Source organism: Cloacibacillus porcorum (genome assembly GCF_001701045.1).
GTDB lineage: Bacteria > Synergistota > Synergistia > Synergistales > Synergistaceae > Cloacibacillus > Cloacibacillus porcorum.
Map to the genome: position 1 here is coordinate 834,141 of NZ_CP016757.1, position 25,065 is coordinate 859,205.

Here is a 25,065-nt window from a genome sequence, read left to right on the forward strand (position 1 = left end):
CGATTCTTTGATAGCGTTGTTTTACCATTAGCCTGTCAAGTTAAGAAAAACGTGCCGCAAGGCAATTAATAACAAAAAGGAGATGTTCTTATGGCAGGCAACGCACAGATACTCTACGAGGTAAAGGCACAGCGCGGGAACACACTGAGATGCAAGGGGTGGCGTCAGGAGACGATCCTCCGCATGCTCGAAAACAATATGGAGAACGCGGAGCACCCGGAAAAACTGATAATCTACGGCGGCAACGGCAAATGCGCGCGCAACTGGGAGTCGTACCACGCGATTGTCAAGAGCCTTAAAGAACTTGAAGACGACGAGACCCTGGTCGTACAGTCAGGTATGCCGGTAGCGGTATTCAAGACTCACAAATATGCCCCCGTGGTCGTGATGGCGACGACAAACTTTATGCGTCCGTCATGGGAGACCTTCTATGACCTCGAAGCTAAAAACCTTACAATCTTTGCGCAGTATACGGCGGCTCCCTGGGAGTACATCGGAACGCAGGGTGTCATCGAAGGAACTTTCGAAACGCTCGCCGCGGTCGGTATCAAGCACTATGACGGCAGCATGGAAAACCGCATACTCCTCACCGCGGGAGCCGGCGGAATGGGCGGAAACCAGACCTGGGCGATGAAGATGCACGGCGGTGTGGCGATCGTCATCGACGCCGACATTGAGACGCTCGAGCGCCGCGTCGCGAAGAACTATCTCGACGAGATCGTGGGCTCGCTTGACGAGGCCATCGAAAAGGCCAAGAAGTGTGTCGCGGAAAAGACGCCGCATTCATTCGGAGTCGTCGGCAACGCCGCGGACCTCTTTGAAGAGGCTTTTGATAAGGGATTCATGCCCGACGTGGTGACGGAGATGTGCCCCTGCCACGACCCGGTGTCATATATCCCCTCAGGATACACGCCGGAGCAGGCGAGAGAGCTCCGCAATACCGATATGGACAAATATCTCGAACTGGCCCGCGCGACAATGAAGCGCCAGCTCGCGGTGATGCTCAAATACCTCGATAAGGGCGTTCCCACCTTTGAATATGGCACAAGCATCCGTAAAGAGTGCCGCGACGCCGGATTCCCCGAAGCCGAGGCGATGAGACTGCCGGCCTTTGTCGCCGACTATATACGTCCGCTCTTCTGCGAAGGCCGCGGCCCCTTCCGCTGGACCTGCATCTCCGGCGATCCCGCGGACCTCAAGAGAACCGACGAACTGGCGATGGAGCTCTTCGGAGACGACCCGATCGTCGGCCGCTGGATTCCGCTCGCAAGCAAGCATCTTCCGATCGAGGCGCTGCCGGCCCGTATCTGCTACATGGGGTTCGGCCAGAGAAAGAAGTTCGCGCTCGCGGTCAACGACCTGATTAAGAAGGGAGAGATAAAGGGCCCCGTGGCCTTCTCCCGTGACAACCTTGACTCCGGTTCGATCGTCAACCCGACATTTGAATCCGAGCGTATGCCGGACGGCGGCGACCTCATCTCCGACTGGCCGATGCTCAACGGTCTGCTCAACGCCTGCGGCATGTGCGACCTCATAGCCATTCAGGCCAACTACTCAATGGGCGAAGCCGTACACACCGGCGTTACCCAGATCGCGGACGGCACCGCCGACGCCGATATCCGTCTTGAAGTGGCGATGACGGTGGACTCAGGAATCGGCGTTATCCGTCATGCCCAGGCCGGTTACGACTCCGCGAAGGATGTCGCGAACGGCAAAGGCAAGCTCACAAAGGAGGGCATCAAAGTTCCCCTTTGGTGGCAGCCGGCCGACAAGGTCACCTTCGGCCCCGACGGAAGCGACAAACTATAAGCGGAACCTGTGCGGTTTGGCTGCTCACGTAATCTGCGTGAACTGAAAGATAAAGTGCGGGGGAGCCTTCTTGCGGCTCCCCTGGCTTTGGTTTGAACGGAGGCGGTCCAATTGAAGAAAAAGGCAGCGGATATAGTCATTGAAAACGCCGCTCAGATACTGACCTGTGAAAAAGATGCCGCGGACCATATAGGGCTTATCAAAAACGGTTCCGTGGCGATAGGTGAGGGTAAGATAACGGCCGTCGGCAGCCGGAGCGAGATCGCGCCGCTGATCGACGCGGCGACGAGGGTCATCGACGCCTCCGGCAAAGTCGTCACACCCGGTTTCGTCGACTGTCACACCCATGTGGTATTCGGGGGAACGCGCGTGGAGGAGTATTGCGCCAGGCTGGAGACAGACGACCTTGACGAGCTGAAACGCCGGGGAGTGCCGATGGGGATCATGGTGACATTGTCCGCGACCCGAGACCTGCCGATGGAAGAGCTTTACGAACAGTCCGCAGAGCGGGTGCGCCGGATGATATTGAGCGGCACGACGACGATTGAGAGCAAGAGCGGCTACAGCCTTAATACCGAGGGGGAGATGCGCCAGCTTAAGATAAACCGCATACTCGCGGAAAAATTACCGGTAGATATCTCTTCGACATTTCTCGGCGCGCACGGCTGGGCTCCCGATATGACGAAAGAGGCGTACATGGATATGCTCATTAAGGAGATGATCCCGGAGGCCGGGAGGAGCGGGCTGGCCGAGGCCTGCGATATCTGGTGCGACTCGGGGCATTATGAAAAAGAAGAGTGCCGGAAGATACTTGAGGCGGGGCGCGAGCACGGAATGGAGCCTAAGATACATGCGGGAGCCTATTCGTATGTCGGCGGCGAGGACCTTGCTGCGGAGATGAAGATGTATTCCGCGGACCATCTTAACTATACTCCGATATCGGCGCTGGAGAAACTTGCCGAGAGCGGGGTTACCGGCGTCGTCCTTCCGGGGATAGATTTTGCCGTGAATCATCCGCTCTTTTTTAATCCGCGTCCGATGTTCGAGGCGGGGCTTGAGCTTGGGATGGCCACCAACTGCTGTCCCGGATGCTGGTGTACGTCGATGCCCTTCATAATCTCTCTCGCCTGCAGACAGCACGGAATGCCACCGGCCCGCGCCCTGCGTGCCGCCACTTACGGAGGCGCCTGTGCACTGAAACGGGAGGACCGTATAGGTTCCATAGAGGCGGGCAAACAGGCCGATATTTTAATTCTTGATATCCCGACCTACGAAGATATCGCCTATCGTCTTGGAGAAAACCCGGTGGACACGGTCATAAGACACGGAAAGATAAGCGTTCAGAACGGCGCTGTCATACAGGAGATATAAATGAAAATATTTTATGAAGTAGTAGAAAAGATAATGGACAGCAGGGACGTTACGGTTGGCGGAGGCTCGGCCTCCGCTGTCGCCGGAGCGATGGCCGCGGGGCTTGTGGGGATGGTTTCGCGTCTTTCGGTCGGTAAGGAATACGGCCTTCCCGATGAAAGATACCTTGAGATCGCGGAGGAGCTTGACGAACTTGCCGTACAGCTAAAAGAGGGCGCGGTAGAGGATACGCGCTCATATCTGGGAATAAAGGCTGCCTTTGCGCTTCCCAAAGCCACCGATGAGCAGAAATCCGCGCGCCGCGCGGCGATTGAGAGCGCGGCAATAAGGGCCGCCAATGTGCCGCTGGAAAACGGCCGCGCCGCCCTGCGTATACTGGAGTTCTGCCGCGAGATGGACGGAAAATTTAACCCCGCGGCCTCGTCGGATATGGAGGCGGGAGTTTTGCTCGCCGAGATGGCCGTTAAAGATACGGCGCTTAACGTGGAGGCTAATCTTTCACTCATAAAGACGCCGGAGATAAACGAAGAGCTGGCACGGTCGGCCTGCGGGCTCAAAGCCGCGGTACAATAAGAGAGGATATGAAAAAGATGTCAAAAAAGATACTGCTCTGCGAATTGAACGTCAGCGAAGGAAGAGACGAAGCGAAGATCAAACGGATAACGGAGTCGCTGACCTCCACCCCGAATATTACGATAATGGATATCGACTCAGACGCCGACCACAACCGTTCCGTCTATACCTGGATAGGGGAGCCGGAGGATGTGCTTGCGGGAGCAATGAATATTACGGCGCAGGCGGTCGAAGAGATAGACATGGCCATGCACCACGGCAGCCACCCGCGCCAGGGGGCCGTAGATGTCGTCCCGTTCGTCCCCGTACGTAACGTAGAGAAAGAAGAGGCCCTTGATATTGCCCTGCGTTACGGGAAATTCCTCGTCGGACTCGGCGTTCCGGTATATTACTATGAGGATGCCGCCACAAAGCCGTCGCGTCAGAATCTGGTCGATATACGCAAAGGGCAATACGAGGCTTTGCCCGAAAAGATGCAGAACGAGGAATGGCGGCCGGACGAAGGGCCGTTCGCCTTCGTACCAAAGTCCGGAGTAACAGTCACGGGTGTTCGTTTCCCGCTCGTCGCGTATAACGTGAACCTGCGGACGGATGATCTCGAAATAGCAAAGGCCATCGCGAAACGTATGCGCTTCTCAAGCGGCGGGTTACGCTTCTGCCGCGCGATAGGTCTTGCGCTTGAGGAACGGGGAATGGTGCAGGTGTCGATGAACCTGACCAACTTTGAGAAGACGCCGATTCCTGTCGTATACGACCTTATCAAGTCTCTCGCCGACAGCTACGGCGTCGGGATCGCCGATGCCGAGCTTGTGGGGCCTTTGCCGCTTGCAGCGCTGGAAGAGGTGATACGTCATTGTCTGCGGGTGCGCCGTTTCGAGATGGAGCAGATAATAGAGACGCATCTGTTAGGCTGATAGTTACGAAAAAATGGGGCGCTTTTAATTTTTCGACGGATATTTGACGGCAGGAGGGCGAATAGTATTTCCTCGGTTAAAAAAATCGGCAAAATAGTATAGAATATACTAATGTTGCCGCGTAACGGCGGTTTTGGTTTTATGCGGCCCATACCCGAATTTAATATAAAACAGGAGTGGTCAGAATGGCATTTCTTAGCGACATTGAGATAGCGCAGCAGGCTGCGATGGAGCCCATCGTAGATGTTGCGAAAAAACTCGACATTGACGCGGATGATCTTGAGCTTTACGGCAAGTATAAGGCGAAGGTTTCTTTTGACCTTTGGGAGAAGGTAAAGGACAACAAGGACGGCAAGCTGATTCTTGTCACCGCGATAACCCCGACTCCTGCGGGGGAGGGCAAGACTACGACCTCCGTCGGCCTTGCGCAGGCACTGGCGAAGCTCGGCAAAAAGGTAACCCTGGCGCTCCGCGAGCCCTCCCTGGGGCCAGTCTTCGGAGTGAAGGGCGGAGCCGCCGGCGGCGGTTACAGCCAGGTCGTCCCGATGGAGGATATCAACATTCACTTCACCGGCGACTTCCACGCCATCACCTCGGCGCACAACCTTCTGGCCGCGATGCTTGACAACTCCATCCAGCAGGGAAATCTCCTCAATATAGACCCGCGCCGCATCGTCTTTAAGCGCGTGCTTGACATGAACGACCGCGCGCTGCGCAACATCGTCATCGGCCTCGGCGGCAAGCCCGACGGCGTTCCGCGCCAGGACGGCTTCGACATCACCGTCGCCTCCGAGATCATGGCGATCCTCTGCCTGTCACAGGGCATCGAGGACCTCAAGGAACGCCTCTCGAAGATAATCGTCGCCTATACCTACGACGACAAACCGGTGACCGCGAAGGAGCTCGAGGCTCAGGGAGCGATGGCGATGCTGCTGAAGGATGCCATCAAGCCGAACCTCGTCCAGACCCTCGAACATGTCCCCGCCTTCATCCACGGCGGCCCCTTCGCGAACATCGCCCACGGCTGCAACAGCGTCATGGCGACAAAATACGGCCTGAAACTTGCCGACTACTTTGTCACCGAGGCTGGCTTCGCCGCCGACCTTGGCGCGGAAAAATTCCTCGACATCAAATGCCGCCTCGCGGGACTCAAGCCAAACGCCGTCGTCATCGTGGCGACCATCCGTGCCCTTAAAATGCACGGCGGCGTGGCCAAAGAGGACCTCGGCAAGGTGAACATGGCGGCCCTTGAGGCGGGAATCCCGAACCTCGAGAAGCACGTCGAAAATATGCTCTCCTTCGGTCTGCCCGTCGTCGTGGCCCTTAACGCCTTCCCGACCGACACTGAGGAAGAGCTTAAATTCATCCAGGAAAAGTGCGCGAAGCTCGGCGTTCCCGTAGTGGAGTCCGACATTTGGGCGAAGGGCGGCGAGGGCGGCATCAAGATGGCCGAAGAGGTCATCAAGGCCTGCGACAAAGAAAACAGCTTCCATTACCTCTACGACGAAAAACTCTCGCCGAAGGAGAAGATCGAGACCATCGCGACGAAGATATACGGAGCGGACGGAGTGGTCTTCACCGACAAGGCGGAAAAAGACCTCAAGAAGATCCACGACCTTGGCAAAGACGGACTGCTCATCTGCATGGCGAAGACGCAGGCTTCGATCTCCGACGACGCGAGCAAAAAGGGGCGTCCGACCGGATTCAAACTTACGGTGCGCGAAGTTCGCCTCTCTGCGGGTGCGGGATTCATCATCCCGATCACGGGAGCGATTATGACGATGCCCGGCCTGCCGAAGCGTCCCGCCGCCTGCAACATCGACGTCGACGCTCAGGGTAAGGTCTCAGGACTCTTCTAGGATACGAAAATACCGACATAAAAATGGGCCGCCCTTAATTACAAGGGCAGCCCATTTTATTATGCGTTGTTTGTCAGCGGCGGGAGCGGATTGCTCTAAAAAGCCGGACCACTCAAAGCGCGGCACGACAGCGGACGTTATCTGCCGCCGCTCTTTTTTCTCGCCGCTACGATAAGCATCATTGGGCGGCGCATCTCGTCCCTCATGCCCTCGATATCGAGCATCTTTTCGGGAGGCTGCGGCTCGACTAGGCGCAGCAGCTCAAAGCCGTTTGTCAGCAGCCCGTCGATGTAGGTCGTCAGTGTTTTATGGTACTTGACGACCTCTTCGCCAAGGAAACGCGCGTGACGCAGCCCCTCGCAGAAGTAGTTGTCGACGGGAAAGTGCAGTATCTTCCCAGTATCGTTGCGATACCAGTCCTGCGAGCCCTCGGCGGTGAATACCGGATGCTCCGCCGAGAAGACGAAATAGCCGCCGTCGCTGAGAAAACGGTTCACCCTCTTTGCGACATTGCCGAAAGATTTGACATAATGCAGGGCCAGCGAGCTGAGGACGATATCGAAGGAGCCATCGGGAAAATCCATCTCTTCAAGCGCCATACGTTTGTATGTCACCTGCGGATAGTGTGTCTTTTCCCTCGCCACGGCAAGCATCTTTTCGGAGATGTCTATTCCCGTAGCCGAGGCCGCGCCCTGTTCCATCGCGTAGATGCAGTGCCAGCCGTACCCGCAGCCGAGGTCCAGAAGGCGTTTCCCCCTGAAATCCGGCAGCAGACTCTTCAGCGTCTCCCATTCTCCTGCGCCGTCCAGCCCCTCAACAGAGCGTTTCATCCCGGCGTATTTTTCAAAGAAGAGCTTATCGTCGTATTTATTTTCTTTCAAAAGGGTTCTCTGCCATCTATTTCAGCTTCATATAGAGCAGCGGGAAGGGATTGCCCTGCTCGTCGCGCTCCGTGCGCTTATAAACCTTGAATCCCATGTGTTCGTAAAAGCCGAGCGCCGCGGTGTTTTGCTCATTAACGCAGAGCCGATTTACAGAGTATTTATCGATCGCGTGGCGCATAAGTTTTTTGCCGATACCCTGCCCGCGCTCCTCCGGCAGAAGGAAGAGCATTTCAAGCCGGTCTCCGTCTATCCCCATGAAGGCGACCGATTCGGAGTCTTCGTTCTCCGCCGTCAGCAGCGTGGGCACTGAGACCAATGCCTCATCGACATCTTTTGAGATGTCGGCCATGTCGTCCTCGGTAAGGAACAGGTGCGTCGCGCGCACCGACTTTTCCCATATGAATGATACCTTCTGTATGGTGTTTTCATCTCTTTTTGTTATTTCAGTAATTTTCATTTCTTCATTTCTCCTCTTTTTATAGAGTTCGGACAGCATAGCACAAAATGCCGATATGTAAAAGCGGTGTTCTCTATGTCGGAGAACGTTGCGAGGTCATCGATGTTATAAGAAATAGATTACCTCAGCCATTGCAGCAGCCCAAGCGAGAAGACGGGAAAGTATGTGAATAGCAGCAGACAGACGACCATCGCCATGAAAGAGGGCAGTATCGACTTTGAAATACTTTCGATACTTTCACCCGAGATGGCGGAGGCGACAAAAAGGTTTATCCCATAGGGCGGCGAGATGAAGCCGCAGGCCAGGTTGACGGTGATTATCAGTCCGAAGTGGATGGGGTCTATCCCGATCGTCTTTACCACCGGCAGCAAGATTGGCGTGAGGATTATCACCGCCGCGATGTTGTCCACGAAGCAGCCGATCACCAGCAGGAAGACGTTTATCACCATCAGCAGGATGAAGGGGCTGTGGGCGAGGCTCGTCATCCACGAGGCGATATGCGCCGGTATCTGCGCCATCGCGAGGTAACTGGCAAAGGCCATCGAAAGTCCGATCATAAACTCCGTCGCGCCGTTGATGAGCCCCGTCGTGCGCAGACACTCATAGAGAGTCTTGCCGTCGAGCTCCTTATAGACGAACTTGCCGATGAGCACCGAGTATACGACGGCGACGACCGCCGCCTCCGTGGGCGTGAAGATGCCGCCGTAGATGCCGCCGAGGATGATGACCGGCACCAGCAGCGCCCAGAAGGCCTCCCTGAATGCCTTCCACACCGTGGAGAACTTCGGGCGTTCCGTGACGCTCACATAATGACGTTTCTTCGCCGTGCAGTAACAGACCAGCATCAGCGCGATACCGATCATGACGCCGGGGACAATCCCCGCGATAAACATATCGCCGATCGAACACTGCGCGACAATACAGTAAATGACAAAGGGTATAGAGGGCGGGATGATGACGCCGATAGTTCCCGCCGCCGCGGTTATCGCCGCCGCGAAGCCCGCGTCATACTTGCGCTCCTTCATCGATGGGATCATAAAAGAGCCGATCGCCGAGACAGTGGCCGGTCCCGAACCGGAGATCGCGGCGAAAAACATACATGCGAGCACCGTGACCATCGCCAGGCCGCCCGTGATATAACCGACGAGACTCTCGGCGAGATTCACAAGACGGCGCGAAATACCGCCGTTGCACATCAGCGCCCCCGCGAGAATGAAAAATGGTATGGCGAGCAGCGGGAAAGAATCAAGACCAGTCACCGACTTCTGTGCGAGCATCACCATCGGGATATCCGAAGTGAGCCACATGGCGATGCCGGTAGAGAGGCCGAGCGTGATGCCGATCGGGATACTCAGGCCGATCGTTACGATAAGGATAGAAAAAACTATGACGGCTTCCATCAGTGTACCTCCTCAGCGGTATTCTTTATTGGACCGAGTGGTTCGCCCTTCCAGAGCTTGTATACCTCTATTACGAGCCTGATGCACATTAACAGGCAGCCCACCGGTACCGATGCATATGGCCAGATCATCGGCAGTTCCATTGCCGCAGAACGCTGTCCTGTTTCGGCAATGAAGATGACAAGCTCAGTGCCGATGCATGCGAGGATGAAGCTGAAAACGAACCATATGAGCAGGACGAAGTATTCAAAGTATCTGCGTGCGGCTCCAGGTACCATATTGGCGAACATCTCGACGCGGAAGTGGCTGCGCTCTTTCACTGCATAGCTTGCACCTATCCACGACAGCCAGAGGAAAATAAAGCGTGCCATCTCCTCGCTCCAGGACAGGGAATTGGAAAATACATAACGCATTACAACTTGGACAAAAACCAGCAGCGTCATTATCGCCATCGTCCATACGCAGAAATATTCCTCAAAATTGTCAATAAATTTTTTTAGTGTCATATTGTGTACCGTACCTCCAATTCTATTCCGGTTGGCCGTCATTGCTTTTGTTGACAGTAATCTATTTAAATAGTATGCAACATTAGTATGTACCACCTCTTGCAGAGATACACAAAAAGGATAATTTAACTTAATCAACACAAATATTATGCTTTTGAGGTTTCCTTAAAAACATAATATTATTAAGTAAAATGGTTGTCAATACTTATAAAATATGAAAATTTTAGGTATTTGTGGAATGGTTTTTTGTAAAAGTAGTATTTATTGAGTATAAAACATTTTATATAGTTATTGTTGCTTATGAAAATATAAGCCTTATGAATATATATATCCGAAGATACTAAGTAACGCTGTTGGGCAAATATTTAAATACAATAAGTTAACTTAACAATTATATATTTAAAATCAGTCTTTCGCGATATCCCTTCTGTAGATGACGAAATAGAGTACGCCCAGGAAGAAGGCCGCGCCGATGATGTTGCCGATGGTAACGGGGATCAGGTTGCCGAAGATCGAGCCGATAGTAAGTTCCGGCGCGGGGATCGGAGCGCCCGCGGCCGTCAGGCCGGACTTTATCATAAGGCCAAGCGGCAGGAAGAACATATTTGCCACGCAGTGTTCAAAGCCCATGGCGACGAAGGCCGTTATGGGCATCAGCAGCGCGATGAATTTGCCGGACATGTCGAGCGCGCCGAAGGTGAGCCAGACGGCGAGGCCGACGAACCAGTTGCAGAGGAGGCCGCGCAGAATCATCTGGGAAAGCGGGATGCGTACCTTGGCGGCGGCGATTGAGAGCGCGTAATCGGCGCAGTTCTTAGACAGCACGCCGCTTTTGAAAATCAGCAGCGCGAAGAAGAGCGCTCCCGCGAAGTTCGCGGCGTAGACCACCGAGAGGTTGCGCAGCATGCCGCTCCACGAGATCTTTCCCGCCAGCAGCCCAATCGGCATCAGGCAGTTGCCTGTAAACAGCTCCGCGCCGGCGGCTACCACCAGAAAGAGCCCCAGCGAGAAGACGATGCCGCCCAGCAGCTTTGATATGCCGATACCGGCGAAGGCGGCGGCGTCCTGTGTCACGACGATCATAAAGTAACCGCCCATGGCGATATAGACTCCGGCAAGAAATCCCAGCAGCGTCATCTGAAGAAGCGGCAGGCTGGCCTTGGAAATCGCCGCGGCGACGGCGCTTTTTGCTATTTCCGGCGGTGTTTTATAGTTCATATCGTATGGACCTCCGTATATATTCGATTGATCATTGTGATTATATCCCAGTTCCATAAACATATCATCAAACTCTTAACGTGCTCCGGCAGAAATCAGCGCTGAGAGATTGACGTTTAGGATGCGCCCGTTTGTTAAAACCGGGCGGGCTGCCGCAGGTATACGGCGGCCCGCCCGGTCATGTCGATACTATTTTTATCTCAGTACATTAAGCAGCCCCATAGTAAAGATGGGGAAGTATGTGAATAGCAGCAGACAGACGACCATCGCGAAGAACGACGGCAGAATGGCCTTTGAGATATCCTCGATGCTCTCGCCGGAGATGGCGGAGGCGACGAAGAGGTTTATACCATAGGGCGGCGAGATGAAGCCGCAGGCCAGGTTGACGGTGATTATCAGTCCGAAGTGGATGGGGTCTATACCGATTGTCTTTACCACCGGCAGCAGGATCGGCGTGAGGATTATCACCGCTGCGATGTTGTCCACGAAGCAGCCGATCACCAGCAGGAAGACGTTTATCACCATCAGCAGGATGAAGGGGCTGTGGGCGAGGCTCGTCATCCACGAGGCGATATGCGCCGGTATCTGCGCCATCGCGAGGTAACTGGCAAAGGCCATCGAAAGTCCGATCATAAACTCCGTCGCGCCGTTGATGAGCCCCGTCGTGCGCAGACACTCATAGAGAGTCTTTCCGTCGAGCTCCTTATAGACGAACTTGCCGATGAGCACCGAGTATACGACGGCGACTACCGCCGCCTCCGTGGGCGTGAAGATGCCGCCGTAGATGCCGCCGAGGATGATGACCGGCACCAGCAGCGCCCAGAAGGCTTCTCTGAATGCCTTCCACACCGTGGAGAACTTCGGGCGTTCCGTAACGCTCACATAATGGCGCTTCTTCGCCGTACAGTAACAGACCAGCATCAGCGCGACGCCGATCATGACGCCGGGGACGATCCCCGCGATAAACATATCGCCGATCGAACACTGCGCGACGATACAGTAAATGACAAATGGGATGGAGGGCGGGATGATGACGCCGATAGTTCCCGCAGCCGCGGTTATCGCCGCCGCGAAGCCCGCGTCATACTTGCGCTCCTTCATCGATGGGATCATAAAAGAGCCGATCGCCGAGACAGTGGCCGGTCCCGAGCCGGAAATTGCCGCGAAAAACATACATGCGAGCACCGTGACCATCGCCAGGCCGCCCGTGATATAACCGACGAGACTCTCGGCGAGATTCACAAGACGGCGCGAAATACCGCCGTTGCACATCAGCGCCCCCGCGAGGATGAAAAAGGGAATGGCGAGCAGCGGGAAAGAATCGAGACCCGTGACCGACTTCTGCGCGAGCATCACCATCGGGATATCCGAAGTGAGCCACATGGCGATGCCGGTAGAGAGGCCGAGCGTGATGCCGATCGGGATACTCAGGCCGATCGTTACGATAAGCAGAGAGAAGAGAATAACCGCTTCCATCTATATCATCTCCTCCAATTCTTCCTGTTCCTTCTCCGAGCCCACCGGTTCGCCCTTATAAATCTTGTACATCTCAATAAGCAGGCGGATACACATCAGGCCGCAGCCGACGGGTACGGAGGCATATGGCCAGGTCATGGGGATATCCATGGCGGCGGAAGACTGCCCTGTGTCATAAATAAAGACGACGAGTTCAGTCCCGAGCCAGGTGAGAATAAAACTGAAGACAAACCAGACCACCAGAACAAAATACTCAAAAAACCTGCGGCAGCTGCCCTTGATCATATTGGCGAACATCTCCACGCGGAAATGGCTGCGTTCCTTAACGGCGTAACTTGCGCCGATCCAGGAAAGCCAGAGGAAAATAAACCGGGCGAGCTCCTCGCTCCAAGAGAGAGAGTTTGAGAAGACATACCTCATAACAACCTGGATAAAGACGAGAATGGTCATAATGGCCATAGTCCAGACGCAGAAATACTCCTCGAAATTATCTAAAAACTTTTTGACGGTCATCGTGATAACAACCTCCTGCGATGGTAATAAAGCGCGTCCCTTATGCAAGGGACGCGCAAACGGTGCTCACGCTTCGAAAAGATTACTTCTGAACCTTTCTTGCGATATCCATGATCTCCTTGCCGAGCTCGTTTTCAAACTGGGCGTAGACCTTCTTGGTCGCTTCCACGAAGGGCTTCTTCTGTTCCGGCGTCAGCTCGTTGGCGGTCAGACCGGCTTTGGTGACCTTCGCTTTGAAGGCGGCCTCTTCCTTTTCAAGGCTGGCGCGCTGTGTCATGATGGCCTTGTGGGCCGCGTCAACTACCACCTTGCGGAGGTCGGCGGGGAGCTTGTCCATGAACTTCTTGTTGGCGATGAGTATCTCGTAGGAGAATACGTGCCCCGTCTCGGAGACGTACTTCTGCACTTCGTAGAACTTACCGTCGTCGATCATCGCGTAGGGGTTTTCCTCCGCGTCGACGGTGCCCTGCTGCAGGGCCGTGTAAAGCTCGCCCCAGCTCATCGGGGTGGGGTTGGCGCCGAGTTCCTTGAAGAAGGCGATGTGCATCGGGTTTTCCATCGTACGGATCTTGAGTCCCTTGAGGTCGGCGGGGGTCTTGATGGGGCGCTTGCTGTTCGTCACATGGCGGAAGCCGTTCTCCTGATAACCCAGAACCTCGAAGCCCTTCTTTGAGAGGTATGTGTTGAGCTTCTGTCCGAGCTCGCCGTCTACCGCGTCAAAGGCCGCCTTTCTCGTGGTGAAGAGATAGGGAAGGTCGAGGACCTGTATTCTCTTGTCGAATCCCGCAAGGGCCGACGTCGAGGGGATAGCCATCTGGATCGTACCCATCTGTACGCCTTCGCAGAGCTCACGGTCGCCGCCGAGCTGCGCGTTGGGATAGAGCTCGACTTTGATCTTGCCATTTGAACCTGCGTCCACATCCTTGGCGAAGACCTTCATAGCCTGCATCGTCGGGTGGGTATCGGAGCCGATGTAGCCGACCTTGATCGTGTACTCGGGGGCCGCGAAGGCCGCGCCTGCCGCCATAATAGCCATAAACGTTACTGCTGCCAGAAGTTTCTTCATATTCTTGTTCCTCCCTGTTTTTTTTGTTTGCCTGAAAAATTCAAAAAGCTGCGCTATGTGGGATCAGTCCGCCGCTTTACCTCCTTTCCACACGCGTACCTCCTGGGCGTCAGCGTCGACCTCGACATAATCGCCGTCGGCGATAGCCTCGAAGGGGTCATCATCAAGACGGTCGACCATAGTCGCGCCGACCATAACGGCTGAGGATACGATGACTGGTTCGGGTACCCCTATGATTATTGCGGCCGGCAGGTTGTTTCTCACCCACAGCTGGTAGAAGCCGTCTGCCTGGACTACGGAACTCCCTTTGCCGGACTGGAGGACCAGCACCTTGCCGGAGATGCTTTTGCCCTCGATCGCGTGGTTTCTCTCTATGACGGTGCCGGTGGTCGGGTCGGTAAGGTAGAAGCACATCGCGTCTTTAGACACGACCGCCTCTCCCGCTCCTGACCCACGGACTATCGAACGGCACTTGTAAACTTTCTTGTTGTTAGCCATTAGTCAAGCCTCCCCTTCACAGCGGCATCTATACATTCCGACAGCCTGCGGATGGCGAAGGGCTGTCCGCGGCGTTCACGGTAATAGGCGCACTTGGGCGAATCCGTTACGCCGAGCGCACCCTCGAACGATTTCCAGCAGGGTTCATCGATACAGGTGTCTCCCACCATCCGTACACCGAGCAGCTCCAGCCTCTGACGCAGGTGCGAGCGTTCCGCGAGCTCCACTGCTCCCGATTCCGCAAGAATCCAGAAGGCCGTCTCGTTGCAGATATGCCTGCCGGCGAGAAGCCTCTCGACGTCAAGCAGCTGATTGTAGGTGTAATGCGGACAGCCGAGCATGACGAGGTTGATCTTTCCGGTAGCGGGTGTAAGCATATCCTCCCGATCCTTGAGGTCCTTATTCGTGAGCACGCATTCTGCCGATGGGACCTTCCTGCCGCCGAATGCCGCCTCTATGGTCGGAGCCTCCGGGGTGATCCCCACCATGTGATACATCGCGACGGCGCCGCTCGTGGCGGCCTCCGCGCCGAAATAGAGGAAATCCTCCTGAGTCGGGCGGACGGGCTTCTTGAATCTGAGCACGGGGATACGGTTGCCCGCGATCTTTCCCAGGCAATGTCCGAGTATGCCCCAGTCGTAGCAGCTTTCCAGATCGGCCTCGACGTCGACGGCGAAGTCGCCGTATCTGTTTTCGTCGATGTGGAATCCGTAATAAGGAGTCTTGCCGATAACGGCGGCGGCGAGCGCGCTCACCGAAGATTCGCGGTTAGAGCGGGCGCCGAGTGCGCCGTTGACATATGGAGTGGCGCTGGACTCGGAAAAGGCCACATGCTCGCCAAAGAAGGGCACGTTGGAACATACTCCCGGCGCGCAGTGATATGTGAGCTTAGCGCCGATACGGCGGTAGGCGTCGCCGGTCCTGTCGGCGAGCTCAAGCTCTTCCTTTGTGACGTCAAAAAACTTCGTCAGATAATTAGTGTCCCAGTAGGGGTTGGTGGTGGGGGGGACGGCGCATGTGGCGCCGCCGTTTACCAGCAGTTCGCACCAGTAAGTGTCGCCCTCCTGTCCGCTAAGGGCGACGTGCGCGCGCTTAACGGGGATGAGCTTCTCCGCGTCGAAGGTGAGACCGAGAGCGTAGAGCATCTCCATCGCCTTCTGCTTTCCAGCTCCTTCTCCTCCGTCCAGTATCCGTTTCTCTTCATCGGTTAAATACATTACAAACCGCCTTTCTATGTGCTATTTTTTCATTAAGACAGGTAAAGATATCCCGCCAAGGGGCAGTATGCCGACGGTCGCCTGCGGCCGCTTAGCCAGCGCCGCGTCAAGAGCCTCCTGTATGCTGGCCGCCGGAATATATTCCATCTTCCGTATCTCTTCCTCGGAGAGGCCGTCGCTGATCATGTAGACCTCGGCCCTTTCAAGCACGCGGCGGCTGCCGAGGGCGACTACGGCGGAGATGACGTCGGTATCCAGGTCATAGGGAGAGGCTGCCTCTATCGCCTCCACAAGGACCTTAGTGGGCTGCGCGAGCCAGTGCGCGTAAAGAGGATGATTATGCACCAGTCCCTCATAACAGGGGGCGGCGAGGATCACGGCGCCGCCGGGCTTCACCGCGAAGTACGCGGAGGTGAGCCCCTTGATGCCCTGCCAGTAGTCCATATCGGCGGGCGACGAACTGGCGATCACGATATCGGCGAGCTCGTCGAGCTCCACGCTGTAGGATTTTCTAGCGAGCTCGACCCCGGCGCGGTGCGCCTTTAAATAATCGCCGCAGAAGAAGCCGGCGATCTCGCCGCTGAAGTTTTTGACCACGTTGATGATGAAGGCCAGCTTTGCGATGCCGCCTACGGCGTCGATGCCCATGCGGCAGGGGTTTCCGTCGATCATCCCGAGCGGGATGTCCGGGCAGAGCCCAGCGCCCCTGTGGGTCGCCTGTGTCGTCACGAAATCGCAGACGCCGGGCTGGACGATCTTCGCGCCGCCGGAGAAGCCGGCGTCGCTGTGCGGAATGATGTTGCCGACGCCGACTAGAAGGTCGGCCTCCAGAGCGCGGCGGTTGATGCGGACCGGAAGCTTGTATCCTCCGGCCTCGACCTCGCCGAGATCGGTCAGCTCTTCCGTATTTGAAGCCTCATGCTGGTATACGGCGAAGTTGTCGACTATATAGGAGCCAAGTTTCTCTCGCACCTCCTCGTCAGTCATCAGTCGGTGCGTCCCGGGGGCGGTCATGAAACTTACGGCGCTCTCGGGGATGCCGGCGGCCTTAAGATAGCCGGTGACGACCGGCAGTATCTCCGCCAGCGGGGTATCTCTCGTATTGTCCTCAACAAGGAACAGAATATTTTTTTTGCCCTTTGCGAGCGAAGCGAGTGACTGTGAGGCGATGGGAGCATCCAAAGAGCGTATGAGTTCCTCTTTGAAGTCTGAGACTGGCGGGATATTGGTCATCTCTCCCGAGAATAGGACCCTGTTTGTGTGAATCTCGAAATCCATAGAACGATTTCCATATGGAATGCTATATTTCATTGCCGATTCCTCCCAGCGATAATACTAAAATCGTGAATGTCTTAGGTACGCCGTCTGTATACAATGAAAATATATACTCTGCTCTAACATCTGTTTAATTGGATAAACACATTCCCTAAAATTACAAAAACTTCTACGTAAAGATGATAATATTGTGATAAATAAATGTCAACCATGAGATCAAAGGAAATTTTACGATAATTTTTTTGCGGAAAAGTATAGACAAAATTACAAAATGTTGTATAGTTTCTGTATACAAGCATCTTAAGAATTAGAATTTATAGCCTAGACATTTATCCATACGGATGGTTTTTATACGTGTACGCGGGGATTCTTGCCAAACTGGGAGGGACAGAAATGATGTCGAAGAATGAAAAGGCCAGCTGGGTGAAGGCCTACAACTGGATAAGGGAGGGGATCGACTCCTGCGCGCTGAAGATGGGCGAACCTCTTCCCGAGACATTTATCGCGAATGAGACCGGCGTAAGCCGCACTCCCGTCCGTGAGGCGCTGCGCGTTCTAGAACAGGACGGCTATATAAAGATAGTTCCCCTTAAGGGGGCCTTCGTCTCCGAGATATCCCTTGAGGACGTACGCGAGATATATGATATAAGAAAGCTGCTCGAACCCTTTGCCGCGCTCTCCGCGGCCAACCGCATACCAGACAGTGAAATAAAAGAGATGTCAGCCGAGTGGGAACGGCTTAGTAAGAGGGCGGAGAACGGCGAGGAGATAGACTTTTCAACCGTCGCCGACTGTGACCTCAAGCTGCACTTTACGATTGCGAAGTATGCGACGAACAGGCGCATCGGCGCGATACTGATGAGCTATCATGTGCAGATCAAGCGCTTTCAGCGCCTCTCCGCGCAGTCTCTCGCCGATATTCGCAATTCCATAGAACAGCACATCATCATCCTGAACTGTATCAAACGCAGAGATCCAAAGGCTCTTCACGCCTGCCTATACGACCACGTCGTCAACAGCGAGGGGTATATAATGAAGGACTATTTTCTGCGGTAACGAAATACATCCCGTAATCCGCAGTTTTCATTATTTATCCGCCGGTGCTGAGCCGCCGGTCTCAATATTGTGACAAAAGAGGGCAGGCTGCGGGTAACGCCGGCTCTCTTTTGTGTGAGTTATTCTTTACGCGGTTGTTAAAATTAAGATTTTATGAATGACCTCTCTTTAGTGTCATACTTTATTTGTATGCTGAATATGCTTAATTAGATATTTTTCATATGTTTTAAAAGATGTTATCCTTAGCCCGGCTAAAATACTTTCATGTCATATCAAAATAAACAGATGATATGGCAGTGGTGGTGTTTAAGACCGATTACGCTATTTTCTATCAATGAGGAGGTCATTTTATGTTTTTCAAGAATGCCGGTAAAGTATTGCTGGCGGCGGTGATTGCGTGTGGTTTCGCATTTATGGGTACACGGGCCGACTGTAGTGACTCCAAGGTTTATACCATCAGGATAGGTTCGATCAGTTCAGAGGCGATACCAGAGGTGCGGGCCGCTTATGAGTTTAAAAAAGAGATTGAAAAATCAAGCGGCGGAAGGATCAAGGTCGAGGTATTCCCTAACGGCGCGCTGGGAGGGGACCGTCAAATGGCGGAGGCCGTCTCGCTGGGAACGCTGGATATGGTGCTGACGACGACGTCGGCCCTGACCACCTATGAGCCTAAGTTTGGGATACTGGATATGCCGTTTGCCTTTTCCGACGCGCAGGCCGCTTTTAAGGCTGTCGACGGGGAGCTCGGCCAGTATCTGAATAAGGAGCTGGAACGGAGCGCGGGAATGGTCAATTTGGGATATATGCTGAACGGCGTGCGCCATATGGTGAACAGCAAACGTCCGATCAACGCTCCTTCGGATCTGGCTGGATTGAAGATGAGGGTCATGGAGAGCCCCGTTTACATCGGACTTTTTAAGGCACTTGGCGCGAACCCCACGCCGATGTCCTTCACGGAAGTCTATACCTCCCTGCAGCAGAAGACGATAGACGGTTTTGAGGTCAGCGCCAATTTTATGGTGGAGATGAAATTTTACGACGTCCAGAAGTATTACAGCCTTACGGGGCATACGGTATCGTTTCTCGTCGCCGCGATGAACAAAAACAAGTTTGATAAACTGCCGTCCGACCTTCAAAAGATGGTCGCGGCCTCGGCGAAGAAGTGGTTCGTGGATTATCAGAGGAAGGTATCTCTGAGCGAGGACGCCGGTTACATAAAACAGCTTAAGTCGCACGGAATGAGCGTCAACGGCATAACGCCGGAGAACCACGCGAAGTTTGTCAAAGCCGTGCAGCCGGTATATGCCGAATTTGAGAAAAAATTGGGTAAGGACGTCTTTGTGCTGCTGAAAAAGTATCAGTAGTTTTTACGGCAGAACCAGTGCGGATGGGCATATACATCTCTGTCCGCACTGGTCGGTCAAAGCGCAGATAGGAGTGGCGAAATTGAGTGCGGTGTTAAGGCTGTACAACAAGTTTGAAGAGTATCTTTTGGTTTTAAGTTTAGCGGTCTCAGTCGCGCTTGTCGCCCTTCAGATCGTTTTCAGATATTTCATTAACGCTTCCATCCCCTGGAGCGAAGAGCTGACGCGGTATATTTTTATCTGGCAGATATGGCTGGGAACGAGTTTTGCGCAGAGGGACGGCAAGCACCTGAAGGTCGAAGTTTTGTATTCCCTGATGAATCCAGCCGGTAAAAAGTTTTTAAGCGTGCTTTCTAACCTCATCTTTCTCTCGTTTTGTGTATTTCTTACGGTGAACGGCTTTTCTCTTGTCATGAATCTGGCTCACCGATATTCCCTCTCTCCCGCGATGGAGATCCCGCTGCTTTTTGTGTATCTGTCGCTGCCTGTGAGCAACTTCGTGCTTGCCGTCAGGATCATCGCCGGGCTCAAAGATATAGTCCTGGCACCGGCGTCCGCTTTCGCAGACAAGAAGGAGGAGATACGGTAATGGAATTCGCGGTCTTATTTGGCTCTTTTCTCGTGCTGATTCTGCTGACCGTTCCCGTCGGCTACGCTATCGGCATATCCACGCTGATCACGCTCTATTTTTTCTCCGACATATCGTTCGTCATGATCTCACAGAACGCCGTGGCGGGAGTCGATTCCTTTTCCCTCCTGGCGATTCCTTTCTTTATCCTCGCTGGAAGCCTGATGAGCGCCGGCGGTCTGGCTAAGCGGCTGCTCAATTTTGCCAATATCTGTGTCGGCGCGGTGACTGGCGGCCTTGCCATGGTGACCACGGTTACCTGTATGTTCTTTGCCGCGCTCTCCGGTTCCGCCGTCGCCACGACATCCGCCGTCGGCTCGTTTATGATCCCGGCGATGAAAGAGAAGGGCTACGACGAGGGATTTGCCGCCGCGCTCGCCGCTGCGGCCGGCACCATCGGCATCATCATCCCGCCGAGCATCCCGCTTGTCATCTACGGCGTGGTGGTTGGCGCCTCCATTGGTGAGCTGTTTATCGCGGGGATCATTCCGGGAATAATAATGGGCGTGGCGATCCTGATAGTATGTTACGTCATTTCAAAGAAGAAAGGGTACAGAGGAACCGCGGAGAAGCTGACGCTGAAAAGTTTTTCTCACTCCTTTGTGGACGCCATCTGGGCGTTTATGGCCCCGGGGATAATCTTGGGCGGTATCTACTGGGGGATATGCACTCCCACCGAGGCGGCGGTGATAGCGGTCTTGTACTCTCTGTTCACCGGCGTCGTCATCTACCGCGAACTGACGTTTGCGAAGATTTACGAAGCCTTCGTGGAGACGCTGACGGTCAATGGAGCGACGACCTTTATGGTGGGCCTTTCGATGGCTTTCGCGAGTTATCTCATAATGGCCGGACTGCCGCAGCAGATCGCGTCGTTTCTCATAAGCATCACCGACAGCAGGATAGTGCTCTTTATGATCGTGAATCTCTTTTTGCTGGCAGTGGGCAGCCTCATCGACCCGATACCGGCGATAATAATACTTGCCCCGATCCTGCTGCCGGTGATGACGAAATTCGGCATGTCGCCCGTCACCTTCGGCGTCGTGCTGGTGGCGAATCTGGCTATCGGCTATATAACGCCGCCATATGGCGTCAACCTGTTTGTGGCGATGGCGGTGGCGAAGATCCCGATGGAGCGGATGTTTAAATATATCGTCGCGCTGTTTTTAGCGATGCTTGCCGCTCTGATGCTGATCACATACTGCGACTCCGCGACGATGCACCTGGTGCGGTTCCTAAAATAATTTAACGTCGACGTCCATTATCTCCAGCAGCTTCTTGGCCATCGGCGAGATATACTGCTTGGGATTAAAGATGACTACCGGTTTTGTATCGGAGCTTACGCCCTCTATCCGTTTGATGTTCGTCCGTTTGTTGGGAAGGTGTTTTAACAGCTGCTGCGGCATAATGGTGGCCCCCAGCCCGCTGAATACCAGCATTATCGCCAAAGAGGAGTTTGAACACTGGCAGATGATATTTGGTTTGATGTTGAGGTTGGCGAAATCGTTGATAAAAAGTTCGTTGTAGCCGATGCTTTTGCCGTCGTGCAGCATGATCAGCGGAAGTTCGGCCATCTCCTCCAGCGAGATATAGTCTCGCTGAGGGCAGGAGTCCATCGCGGCGGGAACGGCGAGATAGAATTGTTCGGCCGCGAGGGGAACCACGGCCAGCGAACCGGCGTTGAAGGTAGGCGTGCGCAGGAAGAGCAGTTCGATCTCTCTCTTGTAGAGAAGGTCCAGCAGGTTGTTGGGGGTGTCTTCCCATATCTTATAGGTCACATGCGGATGTAACGAGGCAAATTTTTTCAGGTAGTCCGTCAGCTTGGGCGTACATGATATCAGCGAGCCTATCTTCAGGATACCGGAGAGATTTTCGGGAATGTCGTCGTTGATGTAATACTTCAGATTTTCTATTTGGAATATCAGATCCTGAGCCTTTTGCAGGAGGGCCTCTCCGGCCGAGGTCAGCTCCAGCCCCTTTTTAGTCCTGAGAAAGAGAGGTTTGCCGATCTCTTTTTCCAGTTCGATGATATGCCTGCTTAATGGCGGCTGTGCCATGAATAACTTTTGGGCGGCCTTTGTTATCTGCCCTTCGTTGGCGACGGTAACAAAATATTTCAGCTGTTTTATATCCATAATCGACTATCCCCGATGCTCGTTTACCCTGATTATATCTAAAAGATTACGATAATTCAAATATAGAGACAATAAGGAGCGTTTTACATGGAAAAGTTTATCATTGAACCGGAAGCTAAGGTGGAAGTTATCGACCATGCCGACGTGCTGGTCGCAGGCGGCGGCCCCGCCGGTATAGCCGCGGCGGTCGCCGCGGCGCGCGCGGGCGCGGGGAGGGTGGTCCTGCTTGAGCGTTATAACCACCTTGGCGGGATGGCTACGGGGGGGCAGGTCATTCTGATCCCCTCTCTGAGCTATATGAAAACGATGATGATAAAGGGCGTTATGCTCGAAGCGGTCAGCCGCCTTGAGGCTATCCCCAACGGTTACTTTGGCCCGCGGCGGGAGATAATGGGCAGTGACGACCCCCAGTGCGTCGAAAAGTGGCGTCCCTATTTTAATATGACGCGCGACGGCTATGTCTGCTACGGAGGATATACCGACCCTGAAATATTCAAAATCGTCCTTCAGCAAATGGCGGAAGAGGCCGGGGTCAAGGTCTATCTGCACACGCTTGCCTGTAAGGCGATATGCGTCGGCGATGAGGTGAAGGGCGTGAGCTTTGAAAGCAAACAGGGCAGGAACGCCATTCTCGCGGATACCGTCATAGACTGCACCGGAGACGGGGACATCGCGGCATCGGCGGGCGCGGTTTTTCAGGACGCCTTCAAGGACGGCCTGCGCAACGCCTCTCTCGGCGTGGTCTACAGGCTCGGTGTGGAAGATTTTACGAAGTTTATGGATTATTCGGTGGAAAACAGCGAAGAATGGGAGAGGCACAATAAAAAACTCAACGAAATTTCCGGTTTCCCGATCGTGCTTTTCCCGACCGGCAGGAGTGACGTGGCCTGGGTCGATAACTGGCTCCTCGGTTATGACTGCCTGAAGGTCGCCGACCTTACGGCGGTCGAGTTCAAAGTACGCGCCACGATCCTCGACGTTATCGGCTATATCAATGAAAATAAAATCCCCGGACTGTTCCCGGCCACCCTTCACGATACGGCCTACCAGACCGGCACGCGCGGGAGCAGACGGATTCTCGGCAAAAAGGTGCTGACGGTGAACGACGTCTATAACGGAACCGACTTTGAGGACGTTGTCGCCGTACTGCCCTCGATAGAGGTGATAACCTCCAAAGGCGGACTCGACGAGGACTACCCCGAAAAACCGACGCAGATCCCTCTTGGAGCCCTGCAGGTCGCGGATAAGAGAAATCTTCTCGTAGCCGGAAGGTGTTTTTCCTCGGACGCGCAGGCAAACAACCTGATCAATCTCATACCGCACTGTTTCGCGATGGGACAGGCGGCGGGAGTGGCGGCGGCGGTGTCGCGGCGGACAGGCGCAGATTGCTGCGATGTCGGGTACGAAGATGTCAGGCTGGAATTAATACGGCAGAATGTTTATCTTCCGTAGGTATGGATGATTCTGGCCGCCGTGTTTTGGAAAAATAAGTTGCCTGAAATGGCGGATTGGTAATAATATTGTCTATGTAAGATGGACGGTTTATTTTCTTAGATACGGGAGGCAATAAAAAAGATGACTACGAAGGTTAAATTTCCCAACAGCCGTATGGCTTCCATCAGCATGTCCGGCGGTATCCGCGAAATACTGACGCGCGCGGAGGAGATGGAGCGCGAGGGCAGAAGCATCATCCATATGGAGATCGGCCGCCCGGACTTCGATTCGCCGAAGTGCGCGAAGGAGCGGGTGATAGAGGCCCTCAACGAGGGCAACGTACACTATACGGACATGGCGGGGGCCTATGACCTCCGCTGCGCGGTGGCCGACAAGTATCACCGCGAGAACGGCATGGCCTACGTCGACGCCGATAAAAACGTCCTTATCACGAACGGCGCGATGGAGGCGCTCACCTCGACCTTCCTCACGCTCTTTGAGCCCGGCGACGAGGTGATCGTGCCCGCGCCCTATTTCTCGGCCTACGCGGATGAGCTCGCCATTGCCAGCGCCGTGCTCGTACCCGTGCCGACGAAGATGGAAAACGGCTTCCGGCTTCAGGTGGAGGAGCTGAAAAAGGCTCTTTCGCCCAAGACCAAGGCCATCCTGATAAACTCGCCCAACAACCCCAGCGGCGCGGTGCTTACACGGAAGGATCTTGAGGCGATCGCCGCCTTTGCCATTGAGAACGACCTCTGGGTGATCTCCGATGAATGCTATGAGAAATTCCTCTATGACGGCGAGCATGTGAGCATCGCGAGCCTGCCCGGCATGGAGGAGCGCACTGTGACGGTTGCCGCCGCCTCCAAGACCTGGTCGATGACCGGCTGGCGCATCGGCTGGGTGGTCGCCCCCGCGGCGATGCGCCCCTATGTCAATAAGTGCCACCAGAACCTCACGACCTGCGCCAACTCATTCGCGCAGGCTGGGGTTGTCGAGGCCTTCGCCCACGCCGACAACGATGTGAGGGCGATGGTCGCGGAGTATAAACGCCGCCGCGATATGGTCGTCAAGTGGCTGAACGATATCAAGGGCTTCGAGGCGATCACGCCCGCGGGCGCCTTCTACGCCTTCCCGCGCATCTCGCGGCTCGGTATGGACGGCTTCAAATTCTGCGCCTGGCTGCTCGAAGAGGCCGGAGTCTCGACCGTCCCCGGCGAGGTTTTCGGAATGCCGGGACATATCCGCCTCGCCTACTGCCGCTCCTATGACTACATAGAAGAGGGCATGAAGAGGATCAAAGAGGCCGTCGAAAAATAAACCTCTGCGTGAATCGGCGTTTATCTCTTTTTCCACCCGAAGGAAATCGGCGTTTATAAGCAGAGAACCAAAACGCCGATTTTTACGTTTTGTGT

The 25,065-nt window shown here is 54.6% G+C and carries 23 protein-coding genes; 11 read left to right on the forward strand and 12 right to left on the reverse strand.

The genetic code is table 11. The features are described 5' to 3' along the window. The first annotated feature begins 90 nt into the window (after positions 1 to 90). The 5 genes from BED41_RS03770 to BED41_RS03790 all read left to right on the forward strand — a co-directional run bounded on the left by BED41_RS03770 (position 91) and on the right by BED41_RS03790 (position 6,526). Positions 91 to 1,809 carry an N-tau-methylurocanate hydratase gene (locus BED41_RS03770; protein ID WP_066743250.1) on the forward strand — a complete coding sequence of 573 codons (1,719 nt, stop codon included), beginning with the start codon at positions 91 to 93 and terminating at the stop codon, positions 1,807 to 1,809. Between the two features lie 111 nt (positions 1,810 to 1,920). Next, complete coding sequence (gene hutI / locus BED41_RS03775) at positions 1,921 to 3,180, forward strand: imidazolonepropionase (RefSeq protein ID WP_066743252.1); 1,260 nt, start codon at positions 1,921 to 1,923, stop codon at positions 3,178 to 3,180. Beyond that, a complete protein-coding gene (locus tag BED41_RS03780; protein ID WP_084002235.1) occupies positions 3,181 to 3,753 on the forward strand; it encodes a cyclodeaminase/cyclohydrolase family protein in 573 nt (190 codons plus the stop codon). It abuts the gene before it with no gap. A gap of 17 nt (positions 3,754 to 3,770) precedes the next feature. Next, positions 3,771 to 4,667 carry a glutamate formimidoyltransferase gene (gene ftcD / locus BED41_RS03785; protein ID WP_066748927.1) on the forward strand — a complete coding sequence of 299 codons (897 nt, stop codon included), beginning with the start codon at positions 3,771 to 3,773 and terminating at the stop codon, positions 4,665 to 4,667. A gap of 185 nt (positions 4,668 to 4,852) precedes the next feature. After that, on the forward strand, positions 4,853 to 6,526 hold the full coding sequence (locus BED41_RS03790; protein ID WP_066743254.1) for a formate--tetrahydrofolate ligase: 1,674 nt from the start codon (positions 4,853 to 4,855) through the stop codon (positions 6,524 to 6,526). A gap of 137 nt (positions 6,527 to 6,663) precedes the next feature. Here BED41_RS03790 and BED41_RS03795 read toward each other — a convergent pair whose 3' ends face one another. The 11 genes from BED41_RS03795 to BED41_RS03845 all read right to left on the reverse strand — a co-directional run bounded on the left by BED41_RS03795 (position 6,664) and on the right by BED41_RS03845 (position 17,072). Further along, positions 6,664 to 7,407 (reverse strand): class I SAM-dependent methyltransferase, encoded by a 744-nt coding sequence (locus tag BED41_RS03795; protein WP_066743256.1) that lies wholly within the window; start codon positions 7,405 to 7,407, stop codon positions 6,664 to 6,666. A gap of 16 nt (positions 7,408 to 7,423) precedes the next feature. Further along, positions 7,424 to 7,867 (reverse strand): GNAT family N-acetyltransferase, encoded by a 444-nt coding sequence (locus BED41_RS03800; protein WP_066743258.1) that lies wholly within the window; start codon positions 7,865 to 7,867, stop codon positions 7,424 to 7,426. A gap of 119 nt (positions 7,868 to 7,986) precedes the next feature. Continuing rightward, entirely contained in the window at positions 7,987 to 9,267 is a 1,281-nt protein-coding gene (locus BED41_RS03805; RefSeq protein WP_066743260.1) for a TRAP transporter large permease, read from the reverse strand. Continuing rightward, entirely contained in the window at positions 9,267 to 9,773 is a 507-nt protein-coding gene (locus BED41_RS03810; RefSeq protein ID WP_066743262.1) for a TRAP transporter small permease, read from the reverse strand. Before BED41_RS03810 ends, BED41_RS03805 begins: the two co-directional genes overlap by 1 nt. A gap of 405 nt (positions 9,774 to 10,178) precedes the next feature. Then, complete coding sequence (locus BED41_RS03815; RefSeq protein WP_066743264.1) at positions 10,179 to 10,991, reverse strand: formate/nitrite transporter family protein; 813 nt, start codon at positions 10,989 to 10,991, stop codon at positions 10,179 to 10,181. 195 nt (positions 10,992 to 11,186) lie between these two features. Further along, the gene (locus tag BED41_RS03820) at positions 11,187 to 12,467 is read right to left on the reverse strand and encodes a TRAP transporter large permease (protein WP_066743266.1); all 1,281 of its coding nucleotides are present in this window, start codon (positions 12,465 to 12,467) and stop codon (positions 11,187 to 11,189) included. Beyond that, the gene (locus tag BED41_RS03825) at positions 12,468 to 12,980 is read right to left on the reverse strand and encodes a TRAP transporter small permease (protein WP_066743268.1); all 513 of its coding nucleotides are present in this window, start codon (positions 12,978 to 12,980) and stop codon (positions 12,468 to 12,470) included. An 82-nt stretch (positions 12,981 to 13,062) separates the two neighbouring features. After that, entirely contained in the window at positions 13,063 to 14,046 is a 984-nt protein-coding gene (locus BED41_RS03830; protein WP_066743270.1) for a TRAP transporter substrate-binding protein, read from the reverse strand. Between the two features lie 63 nt (positions 14,047 to 14,109). Beyond that, a complete protein-coding gene (locus tag BED41_RS03835) occupies positions 14,110 to 14,544 on the reverse strand; it encodes an aconitase X swivel domain-containing protein (protein ID WP_066743271.1) in 435 nt (144 codons plus the stop codon). Then, complete coding sequence (locus tag BED41_RS03840) at positions 14,544 to 15,761, reverse strand: aconitase X catalytic domain-containing protein (protein ID WP_066743273.1); 1,218 nt, start codon at positions 15,759 to 15,761, stop codon at positions 14,544 to 14,546. The genes BED41_RS03835 and BED41_RS03840 overlap by 1 nt, the downstream gene beginning before the upstream one ends. A gap of 21 nt (positions 15,762 to 15,782) precedes the next feature. Then, a complete protein-coding gene (locus BED41_RS03845; RefSeq protein WP_066743275.1) occupies positions 15,783 to 17,072 on the reverse strand; it encodes a nickel-dependent lactate racemase family protein in 1,290 nt (429 codons plus the stop codon). 357 nt (positions 17,073 to 17,429) lie between these two features. On the opposite strand from BED41_RS03845, the gene BED41_RS03850 reads away from it, so the two are divergent. The 4 genes from BED41_RS03850 to BED41_RS03865 all read left to right on the forward strand — a co-directional run bounded on the left by BED41_RS03850 (position 17,430) and on the right by BED41_RS03865 (position 21,325). After that, a complete protein-coding gene (locus BED41_RS03850; protein WP_066743277.1) occupies positions 17,430 to 18,092 on the forward strand; it encodes a GntR family transcriptional regulator in 663 nt (220 codons plus the stop codon). A gap of 350 nt (positions 18,093 to 18,442) precedes the next feature. After that, positions 18,443 to 19,456, forward strand: a complete 1,014-nt coding sequence (locus BED41_RS03855) for a TRAP transporter substrate-binding protein (RefSeq protein ID WP_066743279.1) — start codon at positions 18,443 to 18,445, stop codon at positions 19,454 to 19,456. 91 nt (positions 19,457 to 19,547) lie between these two features. After that, on the forward strand, positions 19,548 to 20,045 hold the full coding sequence (locus BED41_RS03860; RefSeq protein ID WP_229712425.1) for a TRAP transporter small permease: 498 nt from the start codon (positions 19,548 to 19,550) through the stop codon (positions 20,043 to 20,045). Beyond that, positions 20,045 to 21,325: a TRAP transporter large permease gene (locus BED41_RS03865; RefSeq protein ID WP_066743283.1), complete on the forward strand. Its 1,281-nt coding sequence runs from the start codon at positions 20,045 to 20,047 to the stop codon at positions 21,323 to 21,325. The genes BED41_RS03860 and BED41_RS03865 overlap by 1 nt, the downstream gene beginning before the upstream one ends. On the opposite strand, the gene BED41_RS03870 is transcribed toward BED41_RS03865, so the two are convergent. Further along, positions 21,317 to 22,216, reverse strand: coding sequence for a LysR family transcriptional regulator (locus tag BED41_RS03870; protein WP_066743285.1), 900 nt, complete (start codon positions 22,214 to 22,216; stop codon positions 21,317 to 21,319). The genes BED41_RS03865 and BED41_RS03870 overlap by 9 nt on opposite strands. Before the next feature lie 87 nt (positions 22,217 to 22,303). On the opposite strand from BED41_RS03870, the gene BED41_RS03875 reads away from it, so the two are divergent. Next, positions 22,304 to 23,668: an FAD-dependent oxidoreductase gene (locus BED41_RS03875; RefSeq protein WP_066743287.1), complete on the forward strand. Its 1,365-nt coding sequence runs from the start codon at positions 22,304 to 22,306 to the stop codon at positions 23,666 to 23,668. Between the two features lie 123 nt (positions 23,669 to 23,791). After that, positions 23,792 to 24,970 (forward strand): pyridoxal phosphate-dependent aminotransferase, encoded by a 1,179-nt coding sequence (locus tag BED41_RS03880; protein ID WP_066743289.1) that lies wholly within the window; start codon positions 23,792 to 23,794, stop codon positions 24,968 to 24,970. Positions 24,971 to 25,065 lie beyond the last annotated feature (95 nt).

Excerpts from the sequence above, each read along its gene's own strand:
- BED41_RS03815 (WP_066743264.1), bottom strand. The coding sequence starts at position 10,991 with ATGAACTATAAAACACCGCCGGAAATAGCAAAAAGCGCCGTCGCCGCG.
- BED41_RS03800 (WP_066743258.1), bottom strand. The coding sequence starts at position 7,867 with ATGAAAATTACTGAAATAACAAAAAGAGATGAAAACACCATACAGAAG.
- BED41_RS03840 (WP_066743273.1), bottom strand. The coding sequence starts at position 15,761 with ATGTATTTAACCGATGAAGAGAAACGGATACTGGACGGAGGAGAAGGA.
- BED41_RS03770 (WP_066743250.1), top strand. The coding sequence starts at position 91 with ATGGCAGGCAACGCACAGATACTCTACGAGGTAAAGGCACAGCGCGGG.
- ftcD (WP_066748927.1), top strand. The coding sequence starts at position 3,771 with ATGTCAAAAAAGATACTGCTCTGCGAATTGAACGTCAGCGAAGGAAGA.
- BED41_RS03850 (WP_066743277.1), top strand. The coding sequence starts at position 17,430 with ATGATGTCGAAGAATGAAAAGGCCAGCTGGGTGAAGGCCTACAACTGG.
- BED41_RS03870 (WP_066743285.1), bottom strand. The coding sequence starts at position 22,216 with ATGGATATAAAACAGCTGAAATATTTTGTTACCGTCGCCAACGAAGGG.
- BED41_RS03835 (WP_066743271.1), bottom strand. The coding sequence starts at position 14,544 with ATGGCTAACAACAAGAAAGTTTACAAGTGCCGTTCGATAGTCCGTGGG.
- BED41_RS03865 (WP_066743283.1), top strand. The coding sequence starts at position 20,045 with ATGGAATTCGCGGTCTTATTTGGCTCTTTTCTCGTGCTGATTCTGCTG.
- BED41_RS03825 (WP_066743268.1), bottom strand. The coding sequence starts at position 12,980 with ATGACCGTCAAAAAGTTTTTAGATAATTTCGAGGAGTATTTCTGCGTC.
- BED41_RS03790 (WP_066743254.1), top strand. The coding sequence starts at position 4,853 with ATGGCATTTCTTAGCGACATTGAGATAGCGCAGCAGGCTGCGATGGAG.
- BED41_RS03810 (WP_066743262.1), bottom strand. The coding sequence starts at position 9,773 with ATGACACTAAAAAAATTTATTGACAATTTTGAGGAATATTTCTGCGTA.
- BED41_RS03780 (WP_084002235.1), top strand. The coding sequence starts at position 3,181 with ATGAAAATATTTTATGAAGTAGTAGAAAAGATAATGGACAGCAGGGAC.
- BED41_RS03845 (WP_066743275.1), bottom strand. The coding sequence starts at position 17,072 with ATGAAATATAGCATTCCATATGGAAATCGTTCTATGGATTTCGAGATT.
- BED41_RS03855 (WP_066743279.1), top strand. The coding sequence starts at position 18,443 with ATGTTTTTCAAGAATGCCGGTAAAGTATTGCTGGCGGCGGTGATTGCG.
- BED41_RS03875 (WP_066743287.1), top strand. The coding sequence starts at position 22,304 with ATGGAAAAGTTTATCATTGAACCGGAAGCTAAGGTGGAAGTTATCGAC.
- BED41_RS03805 (WP_066743260.1), bottom strand. The coding sequence starts at position 9,267 with ATGGAAGCCGTCATAGTTTTTTCTATCCTTATCGTAACGATCGGCCTG.
- BED41_RS03830 (WP_066743270.1), bottom strand. The coding sequence starts at position 14,046 with ATGAAGAAACTTCTGGCAGCAGTAACGTTTATGGCTATTATGGCGGCA.
- BED41_RS03880 (WP_066743289.1), top strand. The coding sequence starts at position 23,792 with ATGACTACGAAGGTTAAATTTCCCAACAGCCGTATGGCTTCCATCAGC.
- BED41_RS03820 (WP_066743266.1), bottom strand. The coding sequence starts at position 12,467 with ATGGAAGCGGTTATTCTCTTCTCTCTGCTTATCGTAACGATCGGCCTG.